General features: G+C 43.5%; 15 protein-coding genes. All 15 read right to left on the reverse strand.

Translation table 11 applies throughout. The annotated features are described in order from the left end of the window. Positions 1-55: 55 nt before the first annotated feature. The gene (gene lepB, locus JNG37_RS09325; protein ID WP_202848333.1) at positions 56-649 is read right to left on the reverse strand and encodes a signal peptidase I; all 594 of its coding nucleotides are present in this window, start codon (positions 647-649) and stop codon (positions 56-58) included. After that, positions 633-902: a DNA repair protein gene (locus JNG37_RS09330; protein ID WP_202848334.1), complete on the reverse strand. Its 270-nt coding sequence runs from the start codon at positions 900-902 to the stop codon at positions 633-635. Before JNG37_RS09330 ends, lepB begins: the two co-directional genes overlap by 17 nt. Positions 903-1,125: 223 nt before the next feature. Beyond that, a complete protein-coding gene (locus tag JNG37_RS09335; RefSeq protein ID WP_202848335.1) occupies positions 1,126-2,124 on the reverse strand; it encodes a LacI family DNA-binding transcriptional regulator in 999 nt (332 codons plus the stop codon). A gap of 153 nt (positions 2,125-2,277) precedes the next feature. Then, the gene (locus tag JNG37_RS09340) at positions 2,278-3,468 is read right to left on the reverse strand and encodes a glycoside hydrolase family 88 protein (RefSeq protein WP_202848336.1); all 1,191 of its coding nucleotides are present in this window, start codon (positions 3,466-3,468) and stop codon (positions 2,278-2,280) included. A 36-nt stretch (positions 3,469-3,504) separates the two neighbouring features. Beyond that, positions 3,505-3,882 carry a PTS sugar transporter subunit IIA domain-containing protein gene (locus JNG37_RS09345; protein WP_202848337.1) on the reverse strand — a complete coding sequence of 126 codons (378 nt, stop codon included), beginning with the start codon at positions 3,880-3,882 and terminating at the stop codon, positions 3,505-3,507. A gap of 385 nt (positions 3,883-4,267) precedes the next feature. After that, positions 4,268-4,651: a PH domain-containing protein gene (locus JNG37_RS09350; RefSeq protein WP_172084238.1), complete on the reverse strand. Its 384-nt coding sequence runs from the start codon at positions 4,649-4,651 to the stop codon at positions 4,268-4,270. Between the two features lie 85 nt (positions 4,652-4,736). After that, positions 4,737-6,338, reverse strand: a complete 1,602-nt coding sequence (locus JNG37_RS09355) for an ABC transporter ATP-binding protein (RefSeq protein ID WP_202848338.1) — start codon at positions 6,336-6,338, stop codon at positions 4,737-4,739. 371 nt (positions 6,339-6,709) lie between these two features. Further along, positions 6,710-8,254, reverse strand: coding sequence for a peptide chain release factor 3 (locus tag JNG37_RS09360; RefSeq protein WP_029186246.1), 1,545 nt, complete (start codon positions 8,252-8,254; stop codon positions 6,710-6,712). A 144-nt stretch (positions 8,255-8,398) separates the two neighbouring features. Continuing rightward, the gene (locus JNG37_RS09365; protein ID WP_202848339.1) at positions 8,399-9,760 is read right to left on the reverse strand and encodes a UDP-N-acetylmuramoyl-tripeptide--D-alanyl-D-alanine ligase; all 1,362 of its coding nucleotides are present in this window, start codon (positions 9,758-9,760) and stop codon (positions 8,399-8,401) included. Positions 9,761-10,070: 310 nt separating this feature from the next. After that, entirely contained in the window at positions 10,071-10,739 is a 669-nt protein-coding gene (locus tag JNG37_RS09370) for an ABC transporter ATP-binding protein (protein WP_202848340.1), read from the reverse strand. Positions 10,740-10,748: 9 nt separating this feature from the next. After that, complete coding sequence (locus JNG37_RS09375; RefSeq protein WP_202848341.1) at positions 10,749-11,825, reverse strand: ABC transporter permease; 1,077 nt, start codon at positions 11,823-11,825, stop codon at positions 10,749-10,751. Between the two features lie 2 nt (positions 11,826-11,827). Beyond that, positions 11,828-12,205, reverse strand: coding sequence for an OsmC family protein (locus tag JNG37_RS09380; RefSeq protein WP_202848342.1), 378 nt, complete (start codon positions 12,203-12,205; stop codon positions 11,828-11,830). Between the two features lie 92 nt (positions 12,206-12,297). Beyond that, entirely contained in the window at positions 12,298-13,344 is a 1,047-nt protein-coding gene (locus JNG37_RS09385) for a D-alanine--D-alanine ligase (protein ID WP_202848343.1), read from the reverse strand. An 81-nt stretch (positions 13,345-13,425) separates the two neighbouring features. Then, complete coding sequence (gene recR / locus JNG37_RS09390) at positions 13,426-14,022, reverse strand: recombination mediator RecR (RefSeq protein WP_014637682.1); 597 nt, start codon at positions 14,020-14,022, stop codon at positions 13,426-13,428. Between the two features lie 8 nt (positions 14,023-14,030). Then, complete coding sequence (gene pbp2b / locus JNG37_RS09395; protein ID WP_202848344.1) at positions 14,031-16,103, reverse strand: penicillin-binding protein PBP2B; 2,073 nt, start codon at positions 16,101-16,103, stop codon at positions 14,031-14,033. Positions 16,104-16,230 lie beyond the last annotated feature (127 nt).

Genomic DNA, 16,230 nt, shown 5'->3' on the forward strand with positions numbered 1-16,230 from the left:
TCACCTAACCAATCACGGTTAGTTTGACTGTCGTGAAAACAAGTGGCCTGCTCTGCTATTCTAATAAACCAAAATCAGACATAGGCCATACCTTAAATACCAACTTCCCTACGATTTGTTCTTCAGCAATCGTTCCAATAGTTGTGTTACGCGAATCAATGGACGATTTTCGGTTATCTCCCATCACGAACAAACGGCCATCTGGAACTTGATAGGGCAAGTCGATATTGGTCTCTCCAAAATCCTTAGCCTTTATGTATGGTTCATCTAAGAGCTGGTCATTTACATAAACATTTCCTTCTTCATCCATATCCACCCATTGTCCTGAATAGGCGATGACACGTTTCACCAAGATATTGTTGTTGTAGTAAAAAGCGACTATATCTCCTTGTCGAAAACTGCTTCCCTTGACCGAAACAACAATATCTCCATTATCTAGACTGCCCTTCATGGATTGCCCATAAATACGCAAAATCGGCAGATACAAGACTGCGACCAAAACCGCAACGGCTGCCACAACGATCAACATGAAGATTGTACTCTTTATGGTCGATAAAAAATTTCTCTTGTACTTTTCTTCTCGATAGGCCTGAGCAATCTCCTTGGAAGAGGGTAAGACGATTGGTTCTTTCTTACTGGCTTTCTTCATGTATCTCAACACTCTTTCGTTCTATATTTTCAAGATAGAGATTGGCAGCTTTTTGGGCTTCCTCGAAAATAGCGGTCACACCAAGTGCTGCTTCTGCTAGCGTTCCAGCAGATGAGTAAACAATCTGTCTATCCGCCAACGCTTTCTCCAATTCTGCAACTCGTTCTGTCAATCGATCAATTTCTTTACTTTGCGCTAATAAGATTTCGAGCAATTCCAAGCGCTTCAACTTTTTTAACTCTTTATCAGCCATATTGACCTCCCATCCCTAATTCTATTCTCTAAATTGATGGACAATATAACCGAAATCTATAAAGATATATTAATTTCGGTTTGATAATAATAGCATATTTTATGTGCATTTTCAAAGAATTATGCTCTCCAAATCAAAGTTATATTTATCCACAAAAAATGAATATTTTTTCACCTCCTAAACCATAGGAAAAGTTGCAACAAAAAAAGAGCCAGTTGGCTCTCTACTTGGTCGATTCCTTCCACTGAGTCGTGCATTCAATGACACGATGAATCGGTTCTTGGTTTTGATCTCTCAATTGACTGATAAGGGTCTCTGCTGCACTTTCCCCCAATTTTATCCCATCATGAACAATGGTTGAAATGGCTGGTGTAGAAAAATCCGTCCATTCACTATTTTCAAATCCAATCAATCCTGTCTTTGGAAAAGCAATTTCCATCTTCTTCATCAGTTGATAAACATGTGGCAGCGCCCAAATATTAATAACAACAATCAGGGTTTCCTTATCCTGGTCCAAATGCTCTTGCAAGAAGGCTTCCACTTCTTCATCTGAAAAGACCTGATCAGCTAGGATATATTCTGAAAATGTTTTGTTTTTATCTGTCACAGCATCAACAAAGCCAGCAACTTTTTCCAGTCTGGTCGAAAGTCGGCCTGTCTCTGCAGAAATCAAGATAAATTCTTCGTAGCCCTTGTCAATCATTTGACTAACAGCTTCATAAACGGCGTGGTAAAGATCGGACTTGACCCAACTCGAACGATGTTCAAAGATTTGACTGTCAAAAAAGACCAAGCCACCTGTTTGTTGCAAAAGATTACTGTATTTCCGAAGGGTTGCACTAGGCTGGATGATAAAACCTTCTACCCCTTGTAACAACATGGAATCTAAGATTTTTTCTTCCTCTTCTACTTGAAACTGACTTTTTCCCAGCAAGATCTGGTAGCCCTGTTTCCGTGCTTCTTGCTCAATACCCGCAATCACTTGACTGGTGATGGGATGTTCAATCTCTCCAACTAAGACACCGATTAAGCCCGTTTTTTTCGAGTTCAAGCTCCTTGCCAAGGCACTCGGTCGGTAGTTGGTCTCCTTGATAACGGCTTCAATCCGCTCTCTGGTCTCAGACGACATTTTCTCAAACTTTCCATTCAGATAGAAAGAAACTGTTGTTTTTGATGTTTGAGCTAGTTGTGCTATATCTTTGATGGTTAACTTCCTGGTCACCCGCTCTTCCCCTCCTTCATAAGGGATATTATATCACAGGATAGCATTTGACTCTACAATTACTTATTTATGTAAGGAGCTACATAAGTTTTTGATGAACGATTTCTTACCAGATAATAAGAAAAAAACACGCCAAAGAGCGTGTCCTTCATTTTATTTCCAGAAAGATTGCCAATCTTTTGTAAATCGAACCAGGGCTTCCAGGTAGAAATAGTCTCCAAAGATGGTTCCTTGATTCACACCTTTGGATTCTTGCCAAGAATAGACTCCCTGTAACAAGAGTGGTTCACCCGCTACCAGTTGGCTGTTACGATAGTTGGTCAGGATGGAACGCAACATATCGTGCATGGCATAGCGATAGGTCTCCTTGTCTTCATCAACTTCTGGAAGGTATTTCAACATCTCATGCATACCACAAATAGCAATTACCGTTGCTGACGAATCCTTGGCCTGATCGTCCCCATCTCCAAATAAGAGGTCCCAGTACGAAACATGATCTTCTGGTAATTCATTTAAGAAATAGTCGGTCACACCCTTGAAGAGGTCGATGCACAAGGGGTCCTTGAGGCCTCCATAAGTCAAGCTGGTTCCATAAATCACCCAAGCCTGGCCTCGTGCCCAAGAAGAATCATCGCTGAATCCTCTTCTAGTCACACCATGTAAGGGATGCCCCGTTGCAGGATCAAAGTAGAAGGAACGGAAGGTCGATGAATCACTACGAATCACGGTCTTCACTGATGTGTGGAAATGCTGGCGTGCTATTTTAAGATAAAGCTGCTCACCAGTTTCTTTGTAAGCAAAAAAGAGGAGTTGAAGGTTCATCAAGCCTTCAATCATCAGACGGTACTCTGAAGCATCCCCTACTTCACCAAGTGCTTGAATAAATTGCCCCTTTTCTTGATAGCGGTCCGCTAAGGCTTGAGCAGCCAACAAGGCTGTTTCACGGGCCTCAAGACTTCCTGTTGAACGGTAATCCGCCACACAAGAAAGCTGGTAAAGCAAGCCAATATGATGAGATGGAGCTACTGGATGCTGGTCCAAATACTCCCGCATCAGCTTGCTATACTCCTGCCCCTTGACTCTGAAATAGTCATCCTTAGTCACATCATAAGCCAACCAAATCAAGCCGGGCCAAAAGCCATTGGTCCATTTTAATTCTTGATGGGGACTATAAAGATAGTCATTAGTATAAGAGGATGGAAAACCACCATCAAACCGCTCACAATTCAATCGCACTTGGTCCAAAGCCTGGGTCAAGGCATCCTCTAAATCACTTTTGGTCAAAAGAGGGTGTTGCTTGTACTCTTCCGATCGAAAGATCGGGTCAATCCATATTTCTCTCATTCTATTTCTCCCCATTACGTAAAACGTTTTACCCACTCACAAGCTTTGGATGGCATTTTTGCTGTTGTTAACCAGTTTACCTGCCAGTTCATTCAAATCAGAATTTAACTTCAAAAAATTCGCTTCCAACAACATAGACAGGTTTAGACCCGTCACCAAACGTGACTTTACATTTGGAAATTTCTCTTGTACTACTCCAATAGACTTGAAGGGAATTCCCACCATCAAGTCACTCAAAAACAAGACAGATTCTTGTCCTAAAACCGCTTGTTCTAAGGCTTCTTCCAGTTGTTTCACAGTCGTACCTTCACAGAAATCAATGGCTTGAACTCCTGTACTGTCCCCCGTAATCAACTCTAAGGCCTGCAAAAATCCACTGGCTAACTGACCATGTGCGACTAGAATGATTTTCATGGTTCCCTCCATTTTCTAGTTTTACCGGTTAACTTATACCCTTATTGTAAGCTAGTTATCTTGCCTTGTCAATACTTTTTCAATATTTTCTGTAAGCGTTTCATTTCAAGTAGCAAACTAGTTTTCTTTTGTATTGATTTTCATATACATTTACATAAATAAAGACAGTATTATAGAGCGATTCACAGGAATTTATCTGTTATTTACTATACAAAACAATCGATTTCTCAACCTGTTTACTAGCTGCCCACCCAGAAAAAAAACTAATCTGACTATTAGAATGGTTTGACTGGAAAGTCAAACCTTGTTATAGCTAGTATAACAAGCCTTTTTCAGCCATGGAGGGAAAATAAAAAAAATCGCAAATGCGATTTTTTATGATTGATTATTTACCTAAGACTGCAGAAGCCAAGGCTTTTTGAATGGCGATAACACTCTTGTCACTCTTGAATTGCAGGGTTTCTGCTGGTTCTGCCGCAGAAGAAATCCAAATCTTCAGTTCAGCATCCATATCAAAATGACCGGAGGTTTCAACCGTAAATCGTGAAATGGAACGATAGGGAATCGACTTGTAGGAAACCTTCTTACCTGACATTCCTTGCTTGTCTACCAGAATCAAGCGATACTCAGTAAAGACAATCAGATCGCGGACCAAACTAAAGGCCATTTCTACCTGTTCCGCATCCAAAAGGATGTCTGCCAACTCCTGTTCTACCTTGTCATTATTCATCTGCGAGGCATTACCCATCAAACCTGAAAACAAACCCATGTATTTACTCCTTTTGTACTTTTCCTTATTTTACCGAAAAATTTGGAATAAAAAAAGCAAAAACCCCAGAAGAGTTTTGCTTCTGTCAAACTGATAGATGGACCTGCTCATCAAAGAGGGCTAAAAAACTTTCCTCCTGAGAGTGTGTCACAACAATCACCAGTTTGTCTTTCATTTTCGCTAGGGTTTCAGCGATCAATTGCTCACTATGGGAATCCAAACCAGTTGTTGGCTCGTCAAATAAGAAGACCTCTGCATCGCGGTAAAGGGCACGCGCCAAATCAAACCGCCGCTCCTCACCTCCGGATAATTGCTGAGAAGGGGTCAAGAGAGTAGCAAATCCATCTCCCTGCCGATAGAACCAGTCCTCTAAACCAACTTGCCGCAAGCAAACCATTGCTTTATTCTCATCTAAAGGCGCAAACAAGGTCAAATTATCCCCAATACTAGCTGTAAATAGATTGGTTTTCTGCGGTAGGTAGTAGATTTTCCGAAAGAGGGCAAGCTGATCCAGTTCTGCCAGATTCCTCTGGTTGACCAGGACTCTTCCAGCCTCTGGTTTCTGAATCCCAAGCAAGAGGCGGAGCAAGGTCGTCTTCCCACTCCCACTCTTGCCCAAGATAGCATATTTTTTATTGGCGTGAAAAAGATAAGAAAAATTCTCCACAATCAGATGGTCCTGATAGCGACAATCAATCCCTTCCAGAGCAAGGCTCGTAATGGATTCCTTCAAAACTGGCTTGGCAGCGTGACCTTCTTCCTTCCTAATTAAGAGACCTGTCAACTCCTCCACAACTGTCCGACTAGAAAGATAATCCGTCAGCAAGCCTGACATGGTTTGGATAGGACCTGCCACAGTTCCCATTAGAGTTGTCATAGCAATCAAATCCGAAATGTTCAGCAGACCTTGGAAGACAAATATCCCTCCAATAATCCATGAACCTGAATAAACTACGCTGCTCAAACTGTAGGAAACCGCATAGGTCTGGGATTGTTTTTGAGCAAAATGGTTAGCACGCCTGGTATATTCCTGATTGGATACCGCCAGCTTGTCTTTAAAAACTGGCGTGATAGTGCTGATGCGGATAAAAGAGAGAGCTTCTACAAACTCACTAAACAAGGCGAGATAAGCATTCTTCTCCTCCTGACTGTCCTTTGTCGCACGAGCTAAAATCCCCTTATTAATCACCGGAGCCAAAAATGGAATAAAGCAGAGCGCCAACATGATCATAGCCATGGTTCCTTGAAGGTAAAGAGCCCCAATCAAGGAAAAACTAAAGACTAATATGCTTGTCACCATGGATAGAAGCGGCGTTAAATAGGTAGTTTCTAAGATGTTCAGATGATGAACCAAGACATGGACCTTATCTGCCTGACTGTCTTTTGTTGCCTCTCCTAAGTCCTCACTCGCATAGACAGTCACTAATTGATTGCGCGTCTCTTCCATAATCTGATTGATCAACTTAAATTTTAGATAGCGCGGCAGATAATCAAAATAGCCGTCACATAAAAAGAATACCACTGCAATCACCGAACTGGTCACAAATGCCTTTTGGTCACCAGATAAGGCCGCTTCCGAAACACGCGCATAAATAAAACCCGTTGCCGCTAAAATCAGAGCATAGACCACCGACACAGCAATATAAGCAACTACTGCCAACTTGCATTTTCTAAGGTAGTAAATCAAAGTTCAGACCTCCAATCCATTTCCATTTATATAACCATAGTATATTATGATAATACTTTTTTTGCAATGATAACAAAATTAAAAAAAGCCAGGACTTGCCTGACTTATTATAGGATTGATTGGATTAGCTGAAGAAGGTAAGCTGTTTACCATCAGCCCTCATCTCCAACTAGAAAAGGTCCACTGGACCTTAGCCATTGGTAAGCCGACTGCTGTCGGCTCTCATCTCCAACCTTTCACCTCGCTTGATGTCTCAAGGCTCGGGCTGAAACAGTTCCCCGAACTGTTTCACTCCACCCGGACTTTATTCAACGGTAAACTGACTTCCGTCAGTTCCCATCTCCCGATAGCAAATATCTCCCAGATATTTGCTACATCTTCTCTTCCAACTCCACATCCGGATATTTGTCCGCGAACCAGCGGAGTGCGAAGTCGTTTTCAAAGAGGAAGACAGGTTGGTCAAAGCGGTCTTTGGCTAGGATGTTGCGGCTTGAGGACATGCGTTCATCCAGGTCTTCTGGCTTGATCCAGCGGACTGTCTTTTTACCCATTGGGGTCATAACTACCTCGGCATTGTACTCGCCTTCCATGCGGTGTTTGAAAACTTCAAACTGGAGCTGACCAACGGCACCCAGCATGTACTCGCCAGTCTGGTAGTTCTTGTAGAGCTGGATAGCCCCTTCCTGTACCAGTTGCTCGATTCCCTTGTGGAAGGATTTTTGTTTCATAACGTTTTTGGCAGAAACTTTCATGAAAATTTCAGGGGTGAAGGTCGGTAGCGGTTCGAATTCAAACTTGTTCTTGCCTACGGTCAAGGTATCCCCTACCTGATAGGTTCCTGTATCGTAAACTCCGATAATGTCACCCGCCACTGCATTTTCCACATTCTCACGGGATTCGGCCATGAACTGGGTCACGTTGGACAACTTGGCTCCCTTGCCTGTACGAGGCAGGTTAACCGCCATACCGCGTTCAAATTCGCCCGAAACCACACGGACAAAGGCAATGCGGTCGCGGTGACGAGGGTCCATGTTGGCTTGGATTTTGAAAACAAAGCCTGAAAAGTCTTTGTTGAGCGGGTCAATGACATCCCCTGTCGTTGTCTTGTGACCATGTGGCTCTGGAGCAAATTCCAAGAAGGTGTCAAGGAAGGTCTGCACCCCAAAGTTTGTCAGGGCTGAGCCGAAGAAAACAGGTGTCAAATCGCCGTCCAAAATCGCCTGTTCTGAGAATTCATTTCCAGCTTCCGCCAAAAGTTCAATATCATCTAGAACTTGTGCATAGAATGGGTTAGAACCAAAGAGCTTGTCACCCTCGTCCAAACTTGCAAATCTCTCCTCGCTTCGGTAGAGTTCCAAGCGTTTGTTATGAAGGTCATAGAGACCCTCGAAAGATTTCCCCATACCAATCGGCCAGTTCATTGGGTAGCTGGCAATGCCCAAAACTTCTTCCAACTCCTGCAGCAAATCCAGTGGCTCACGACCGTCACGGTCCAACTTGTTGATAAAGGTAAAGACTGGAATATTGCGGTGTTTTACAACCTCAAAGAGCTTTTTGGTCTGGGCCTCGATACCTTTGGCAGAGTCCACCACCATGACAGCCGCATCCACCGCCATCAAGGTCCGATAGGTATCCTCAGAGAAGTCCTCGTGCCCTGGTGTATCCAGGATATTGACACGCTTGCCTGCATAGTCAAACTGCATAACAGAGGAAGTAACAGAGATACCACGTTGTTTCTCAATATCCATCCAGTCAGACTTGGCAAAGTTACCAGTCTTTTTCCCCTTGACCGTACCTGCTTCACGAATCTCCCCACCAAAGTAGAGCAACTGCTCGGTAATGGTGGTCTTACCCGCGTCCGGGTGAGAGATGATCGCAAAGGTGCGGCGTTTCTTGATTTCTTCTTGTAGTGACATGATTTTGATTCCTTTTTTCTTTGGTCCATAGCAGAGCTGCCTCCGTTTTCTCTGTCCACCTGACGAAGAGATAGAAAAAAGAGAGTGACTACTGCAACTCTCTTATTATATCGGAAACATGATGAATTTTCAAATCAAGCTCATCTATGCTTCCAAGACTTCCACCACTTTTCCAAGATTCATGGAATTGGAACCTTTAAAGAGGATTTGATCTTTCCCGCCAAGGACTTCCTTGACTTGTTTGACTAGGTCTTCAAATTGGTCCTGCTCTGCATTTTTCCTGAAGAAATAGACTTTTCCAATCGGGAACATCTGACTAGCCAACTGGGCCAATTCTTCAATGTCCTGACCGTAGAAAATGACGGTGTCAAGCACATCAGGCGACAGGCTAAGAATCATCTGATTGTGGAGATCGACTGACTGGCTCCCCAGTTCTTTCATGTCTGCCAAAACGGCAATTTTCTTTCCGCCTTCATTGGCTGGAATACTAGAGAAGGTTTCCAAAATCAATCGCATGGCCGTTGGGTTTGCGTTGTAGACATCGCTGAGAATATCTGCTCCGTTTGCTGCCTTCTTCCACTCGGTGCGATTGCGGGTCAAGTTAAGACTGGCTAGGGCTGAGGTGATTGCCTCATCAGGCACACCCAAGGTCTTGCCCACGTAGCTGGCGACCATAGCGTTGGTGGCATTATACTTGCCCGTTACAGGTAGGAAAATATCGCCGTCCATAAAGTTGACGGTGAAGCTCAGGCTGTCTTTTGACTCGACCAGACTGGTCACCTGCAAATCAGCCTGCTCACCGAAGCGAATGAGTTCTACATGGTTCGGCAAGAGCTTATCCGCAATCGGATCTGCTGGGATCAAGAGTTTACTACCTGGCTCCATTCCATCAGCAATCTGTAATTTTCCTTTGGCAATCTCTTCGCGTGAGCCGAAAAATTCCAGATGGGCTTCACCAAAAAGGGTAATAACTGATAGACTTGGTTTGGCAATTTCAGACAGGAGATGGATGTCGCCCAAGTGGTCTTGGCCCATTTCCAATACCAGTTTTTCTGTATCGTCAGGCATATGGAGGACAGTGTAAGGCAGACCAATTTCGTTGTTGTAGTTGCCTTGTGTCTTGTAAGTCTTGTAAGTCGTCGCCAGAACATCGTGAATCATGTCCTTGGTGGTCGTTTTACCGTTTGATCCTGTCACGGCAATGACTTCTACCCCTGTTTTCTCAAGGTAGTAGGCCGCTAATTGTTGAAGCGCAGCCAAGCAGTCATCTACTAGGATGTGGGGAACATCAAGGCTGACTTCCGAAAGGGTTACTGCGCAGCCATTTTCAAAAGCCACAGGAATAAAGTCATGACCGTCACGCGCACCCTTGAGGGGAACAAAGAGGTCGCCAGTTGTAACGAGTCGGCTATCGAACTCGACCTTGTTGAGTGCTGTATCAGGATAAAGACTACTATCATTTTTTGCGCCCAAGACCTGAGCGACTTCGTGTAAGGTTAATTTCATTGTTTTCTCCAATAAACTAGAGGCTGGGCACAAGCCCAGCACCGTTTCTCAAAGTTTGACTCAACATCTCAGCGCAGTGGTTGATTGGCAGATTTGTTCGTGTATCACACTCCAAATCTGACCTCTACGGCTGATGCGAACAGAGTTCGCTCCATTTCCAACCTCCAACTGTCTCCCAGACAGTTGGAGCTGTACGGGGGTGGGAGTAAAATAGTCCAGCGGACTATTTTAGCCCGAACCTACTGTTTGAAAGTGAGGGGAACTCTTCTTTGAATGTTTGAGTTCTTTCCCGCTCCCATTATACCACTTTTTATCGAACTTGAGTGAGGACGCCATCTTTCATCTCATATACCTTGTCGCATTTTTCAATCATGCGCTGGTCATGCGTTACCATGATGATGGATTTGTTTCGTTCTTTGGCTTCCTTAGCTAATAACTCAACCACTTCAAAAGCACGATTACTGTCTAGACTGGCTGTCGGTTCATCAGCAAGAATCAAGGCTGGATCATTGTAGAGTGCACGTGCAATAGCCACCCGCTGCCGTTCTCCGCCTGACAAATCCTTAGGGAACTTGTTTTTGAGATGGTCCACACCCAATTCAGATAGAAGTTCGTTTCGCTTGCTCGGATCAGCTTTCTTATTGACATTATCAACCAAGGTTAATTGTTTTTCGACTGTTAAAAATGGGATCAAATTGGAAGCCTGCAAGACAAAACCAATGTCCTTATAGCGTAATTTGGCACGTTTTTTCTCAGGTAAATCAGAATAATCTGATTGATTGATTAAAACACGACCTGTTGTCGGCGTTTGTAAACCACCTGCCAAGGTCAAAAATGTTGACTTCCCAGACCCCGATGGTCCAATGATGGCAACAAATTCGCCTTCTTCAATGCTAAAATTAGTCGGTTTAAGAGCTGTAATGGTTTGACTGCCATCTTGGAAGGTCTTACTAATATTTTTAAAAATAAGTGTTTTCATAACAACCTCCTAAGATAGATTTCGTAATGGATCTACCTTAAAGATAGAACGTACAGAGAAACTAGCACCCAATAGGGCAAATACAACTAGTGCTAGGCCAATTGCAATATAGAAGGTCCAGTTATTCTCAAATGGCACAGCACCTGGCAAGACAAGGGATGACAAATAAGTTCCAGCCAATCCAAGGACGGTTCCCAAACCAGCAAGTAGGAAGGTTTGAGCCAGTACAGAACCTGAAATATAGCCATTTGAAAGACCTTGAATTTTCATCAAACCAAAAATCGGTGATTTCTGTGTTGTCAAAACAAAGATAAAAATACCAATAACAATGGCTGAGATGACAATCAAGAATCCTATCATAAATCCAAAGGTCATATTTTGTGCCTTATATCCTGGCAGATTTTCAATAAAGTCTGCAATGGCAACTTTTTCCAGCTCATCTGGTACAGAAGCGACATCTCCACGAACGACAATGGCACTGGCAAGATTACTCGTTGCTGCTTGTTGTTTATCAGCCTGCATCAATTCTGCAAATGCCGTAAAGTCCATATAGACAACAGGCGCCACTCCAAAATAAGCATTGTCAGTATAACCTACAATGGTCACTTTTTCATCAGAACCTGATAGATAGATTTGATCACCTAGCCCAAATCCTTCTACTTCTGACAAGGTTTTGTCTACAACGACTTCTCCCGTTTTTTTATACAAACGACCTTCTACAATATTTGGGACGATAAAACTATCTGACTCAACGGCAAAGATGTTTACTTTTTCTTTTTCGTCTGAGGTGGCATTTTCATCTACATAGGCAACTCCAGCCTGTTGGCGAATCAAGGCCTTGTTACCAGCGTCCACCTGGTCAAGCAAGGCTGTATCAATTTTTGACGCTGTTATCAAGCGATTGCTTTCTGAATTAAGCAAGACATAATCTGCCTGCCATTTATCAACTGCTGTTCTATTCTCCTGCATAAGACCATAAGCCAAACCTGTCAGGAAAAAGACCAAGTAGGAAATCAGGATTAACAAACCCAAAATCAAGCCGTAACGCAACTTATTCTGCCGCATTTCTTCGATTGCTAAAAACATGCCTAGACCTCTTCCAACAGTCCAAAGTGAATATCGAAGCTGATATCATCACTCAAGAGCGCTTTTACCTTGCATTTCTGCTCCACATAGGCTAAGATGGAAGCCTGCTTTTCTTCCGAAACTTTTTCAGCCAATCGGATAGACACTTCGAATTGTCTATCTTCCAACTGAGAAGAAACTTGAACAGGCATGGTTTTGTTGCCTTCTTGACTGGCATAATAGCCCTGCACACACATGGTCACACAGGCAGCCAATCCTATATTGACCAAACTAACTGGAGTTTCCCCCTTCTCCGTCACCCCAAAGGTACGAACCGGTTCACCATAGCCTTGAGAGATAGCTTGAAATAGACTTTCTCCACTTACTGTCGTTTGATACATATACACCTCCTGATACTTGTCCTCATTCTATTCCTATTTGACCTCCTTTGCAAGAAAAAAGATTGGATGTTCTCCAACCTTTTTCAAACTACTTAAATCAAATGACTTTCGCGTTTTTCAAACATTTCCTTGGCCAAACGAACAAGCTCTTCAATCAAGTCTGGGTAAGCCAAGCCCATATTATCCCAAAGGAGTGGATACATAGACCACTGGGTAAATCCTGGCATGGTGTTGAGCTCATTGAGGAAGATGTTTCCGTCTTCAGTCAGGAAGAAATCACAGCGAGAAAGGCCACAACCACCGATAGCACGGAAGGCCTTGGCAGCATTGTCCCGCATAGTGTCCATGATAGACTCATCAATCTTAGCTGGGATTTCCATGGTGATTTTGTTATCGATGTATTTGGCATCGTAGTCATAAAAGGCAACGTCTTTGACTACTTCGCCAGGAAGTGTCGTTTTCACGTCAGCATTTCCCAAAAGACCAACCTCAATCTCACGCGCATTGACACCCTGCTCAACGAGGACACGGCTGTCATACTTGAAGGCCAGATCAAGTGCCTTACGCAAGCCAGCTAAATCCTCAGCTTTTGAGATACCGACACTGGAACCCATGTTGGCTGGTTTTACAAAGACCGGATAAGTCAATTTTCCTTCAATCTCTGCAATCTTATCATCGATATTTTCACCCTCGATAACTGCTACATAAGGTACTTGGGAGATTCCTGCTGATTCCAAAACACGCTTAGTTGTAATCTTGTCCATGGCAACGCTTGAAGACAAGATATTGGTGCCAACATACGGCATACGAAGCACTTCCAAGAAGCCTTGGATCGAGCCATCTTCTCCCATCGGTCCGTGAAGGACAGGGAAGACAACCGCATTTTCTTCGTAAATATCGCTTGGACGCACTTGCTGGTTTGCCACAATGGTCGCATTGGTCATGAGTTTTTCATCAGCAGCTGGAGTTTGGGTAAATTCCTGTGTCTTAATAAAGTCCCCAGTTTGTGTGATGAAATAGGTTTTGACAAAAAATTTATCATAATTGATGGCACGCATGACGCTTTCAGCTGATAAAACGGATACTTCACGCTCTGCTGATCGGCCACCGTAAAGTAAAATCAAGGTTTCTTTTGACATATCTTTTCCTTTTCTAATTCGAAACAACTATAGTTAGTATAGCATATTTTTTATCTGATGAGCGGACCAAGATCTCCTAAACTATAATTCTGTCCTGTTCTCAATGGCACGAAGGAGGGTGACTTCATCTGCGTATTCGATATCACTTCCGACTGCCAATCCTCGCGCCAAGCGAGTAACCTTGATTCCCGCTGGCTTTAGGACACGTGAGATGTACATGGATGTCGCTTCACCATCCGCTGTTGCATTTGTCGCTACAATGACTTCTGTCACTTCATTTTCCATCAAACGAGTTAGCAAGGTCTTTAAGTTAATATCGTCTGGTCCAATGCCATTCATGGGGGAAATCAAGCCATGCAAGACATGGTAAAGACCGTGGTATTCTTGGATATTTTCCAAGGCTGTAACATCTCGACTGTCTTCTACAATTAAAATGGTCGACTGGTCACGGCTGGTATCTTGACAAATACCGCAAGGGTCCTGGTCTGTCAGATTGCCGCAAATGGAACAATAGGTCAAATCTCTCTTAGCCGCCAGGAGATTTTTAGCAAATTCGTTGACTACATCATCTTCCATACCGATAGTATAAAAGGCTAGACGCGTAGCTGTTTTAATACCGATTCCTGGTAGTTTCGAATAACTGTCAATCAATTTAGCTATGGGAGTTGGGTAGAGCATAAGCCTCCTTAATTCATTGGGTAAAGTGAATGGTATAAATTAATAATTTCTGTCACGATAGTTTTGCTGGTCGCAGAATTCAAGTCTGTCAGATTTGGCAGAACAACCGCAACCGCAATCTTAGGATTATCACTTGGTGCATAGGCCACGATATTGGTGTTGACCGCATCTAGGACCTGACCGCTGGCATCTGTAACAAAGGTTTCAGCAGTACCTGTCTTTGCACTAATGGAAACAGCTGCTCCACTTGCAATAGCCTTACCAGTTGTATAGGAGTCCGTCCCATTGACAACATTGTAAAAACCTTCTTTCAGATAAGCCATATTTTCATCTGAAATCGCAACTTGATTGAGCTCCTTACCTTGGACAGTTTCAATCAAGTCCCCTAGTCCACCTGTGTCAGAGTTACCATAGATGCCTTCCACAAGGTGGGGAGAAATCCGACTGCCGCCGTTAGCAATGGTGGCAGCATATTGAGCCATTTGCATAGGCGTATAGTTGTCAAACTGACCAAATGAGTTGGTCAAATAATTAGCGATTGTATAGTCGGCTGGAACGTAACCAGTTGACTCAACCGGCAGGTCAATCCCTGTCTCTACACCAAGCCCAAATTCCCCAAAGACCTTTCGAAGGGTCTCCATAGAGGTGGCCAGCTGGTCTGTCTCAGCAAGAGTCATCCCAGAAACATAGGGCTGGCCCAAGATGTTCAAGGCAATTTGAATCATGTAGGTATTGGAAGAGAATTCCAGAGCTTGAACAGCTGAAATGGAGCGATTCCCATAGGCTGTAAACCAAGATGTAATTGGATTTGAGCCGGCAAACTGAATAGCTTGGTCTGTCAGAACCTGATTGCCGCTTAAGACACCAGCTTCCCAACCAGCTGCAATGGTGGCTGCCTTGACAATAGATCCTGGAACAAAGACATCGGTAATGGTTCCCAAGGCATTTTCAGCTACCTGATTGGTGGCACTATCATGGCTATAACCTGACATAGCCAACACTGCCCCAGTTGAAGGTTCCAAGGCAACTGCATAAATTCCCTGCGAATAAGTCGCAGAACCCTTGGCCAATTCACTATCAAAATGTTTTTTCAAGATAGCATTGACCCCATTTTGGAAGGCCAGGTCAATGGTCAATTTGATATTGTTACCCTTGCTTCCTTCCTGAATCGTTTCAATACTTTCGACATTACCATTTCGGTCCAGATTGATTTCTTTCTTTTCTCGGGTCCCTTGTAAGACTTCTTCATACTGCTTTTCCAAATATGCTGTACCGACACGGTCGTTGAGTGAATAGCCTTTTGCCAAATACTCTGCCGCATCTTCCTGGGGAAGTCCTGCCTGTTGACTGGTTACTGTTCCGATAATCGAAGCCAAGGTCGTCCCAAGAATAACCCGTTCCCAGCTGGTTGTGGTTGAAATCCCTGATAATTGGTCTTCGTGAGCTGCAATCAAGGCCACCTGCTCTGCCGACAAAGCATCTGTTACCAGATTCACCGTCTCAAAGAAGGATGCCCCATTCATCTGTGAATAGAGTTCAACTGCCTTTAATTCCTCATCGGAATACTGAAGCAGATTCTTGTCAAGACTGGCCACCGCATTGGTATAAATCACAGACTCGCTAAGGTTGTTTCCATCCGTATCATAGCGTTGATCGGACGGTAAGGCAGCAACCACTTGACGATAAATTTCTGGATCCGCCAAGTAATAATCTGCCTTGTCTCGTTCAGAAACTTGAACATCTGAAACTGTTACATAGTCCAACAATTTTTGTGCAACTGTCCTCATTTCCAGGGCCGTCATGGTATTAGAGCGGGTAAAGGATGCTACCTGTTTCATTTCATTTTCAACCAAGGCTTGGCCTTTGGCATCATAGATTTGACCCCGAACAGAGCTAGTTGTGATCACTTTTTGACTGGCACTGGCCAATTTACTTGCGTAGTAATCCTTGTTGACCAACTGCATATCTGCCAAACGGCCAATCAAAACCGTAAATAACAAAATAACCGTTGCAAAAAGGATATTCAAACGATTGGGGATGACTTGGTCATCCCGCTTATTGTCATGTTTTTTCTTCGCCAAACTTTTACCTCATTCTAGAAAAGTACAGTTTTAATTATAACACAAGGACGACTGATTTTTCTATTTCCTCCTCACCTGCTTTCCGAAAAAAATTCCCGATGCTTGCAAAAAAAGAAGACCTCTACTG

This window comes from Streptococcus suis, from assembly GCF_016775005.1.
Lineage (GTDB): Bacteria > Bacillota > Bacilli > Lactobacillales > Streptococcaceae > Streptococcus > Streptococcus suivaginalis.

Excerpts from the sequence above, each read along its gene's own strand:
- lepB (WP_202848333.1), bottom strand. The coding sequence starts at position 649 with ATGAAGAAAGCCAGTAAGAAAGAACCAATCGTCTTACCCTCTTCCAAG.
- JNG37_RS09330 (WP_202848334.1), bottom strand. The coding sequence starts at position 902 with ATGGCTGATAAAGAGTTAAAAAAGTTGAAGCGCTTGGAATTGCTCGAA.
- JNG37_RS09340 (WP_202848336.1), bottom strand. The coding sequence starts at position 3,468 with ATGAGAGAAATATGGATTGACCCGATCTTTCGATCGGAAGAGTACAAG.
- JNG37_RS09345 (WP_202848337.1), bottom strand. The coding sequence starts at position 3,882 with ATGAAAATCATTCTAGTCGCACATGGTCAGTTAGCCAGTGGATTTTTG.
- JNG37_RS09350 (WP_172084238.1), bottom strand. The coding sequence starts at position 4,651 with ATGGGTTTGTTTTCAGGTTTGATGGGTAATGCCTCGCAGATGAATAAT.
- JNG37_RS09360 (WP_029186246.1), bottom strand. The coding sequence starts at position 8,254 with ATGTCACTACAAGAAGAAATCAAGAAACGCCGCACCTTTGCGATCATC.
- JNG37_RS09365 (WP_202848339.1), bottom strand. The coding sequence starts at position 9,760 with ATGAAATTAACCTTACACGAAGTCGCTCAGGTCTTGGGCGCAAAAAAT.
- JNG37_RS09370 (WP_202848340.1), bottom strand. The coding sequence starts at position 10,739 with ATGAAAACACTTATTTTTAAAAATATTAGTAAGACCTTCCAAGATGGC.
- JNG37_RS09375 (WP_202848341.1), bottom strand. The coding sequence starts at position 11,825 with ATGTTTTTAGCAATCGAAGAAATGCGGCAGAATAAGTTGCGTTACGGC.
- JNG37_RS09380 (WP_202848342.1), bottom strand. The coding sequence starts at position 12,205 with ATGTATCAAACGACAGTAAGTGGAGAAAGTCTATTTCAAGCTATCTCT.
- JNG37_RS09385 (WP_202848343.1), bottom strand. The coding sequence starts at position 13,344 with ATGTCAAAAGAAACCTTGATTTTACTTTACGGTGGCCGATCAGCAGAG.
- recR (WP_014637682.1), bottom strand. The coding sequence starts at position 14,022 with ATGCTCTACCCAACTCCCATAGCTAAATTGATTGACAGTTATTCGAAA.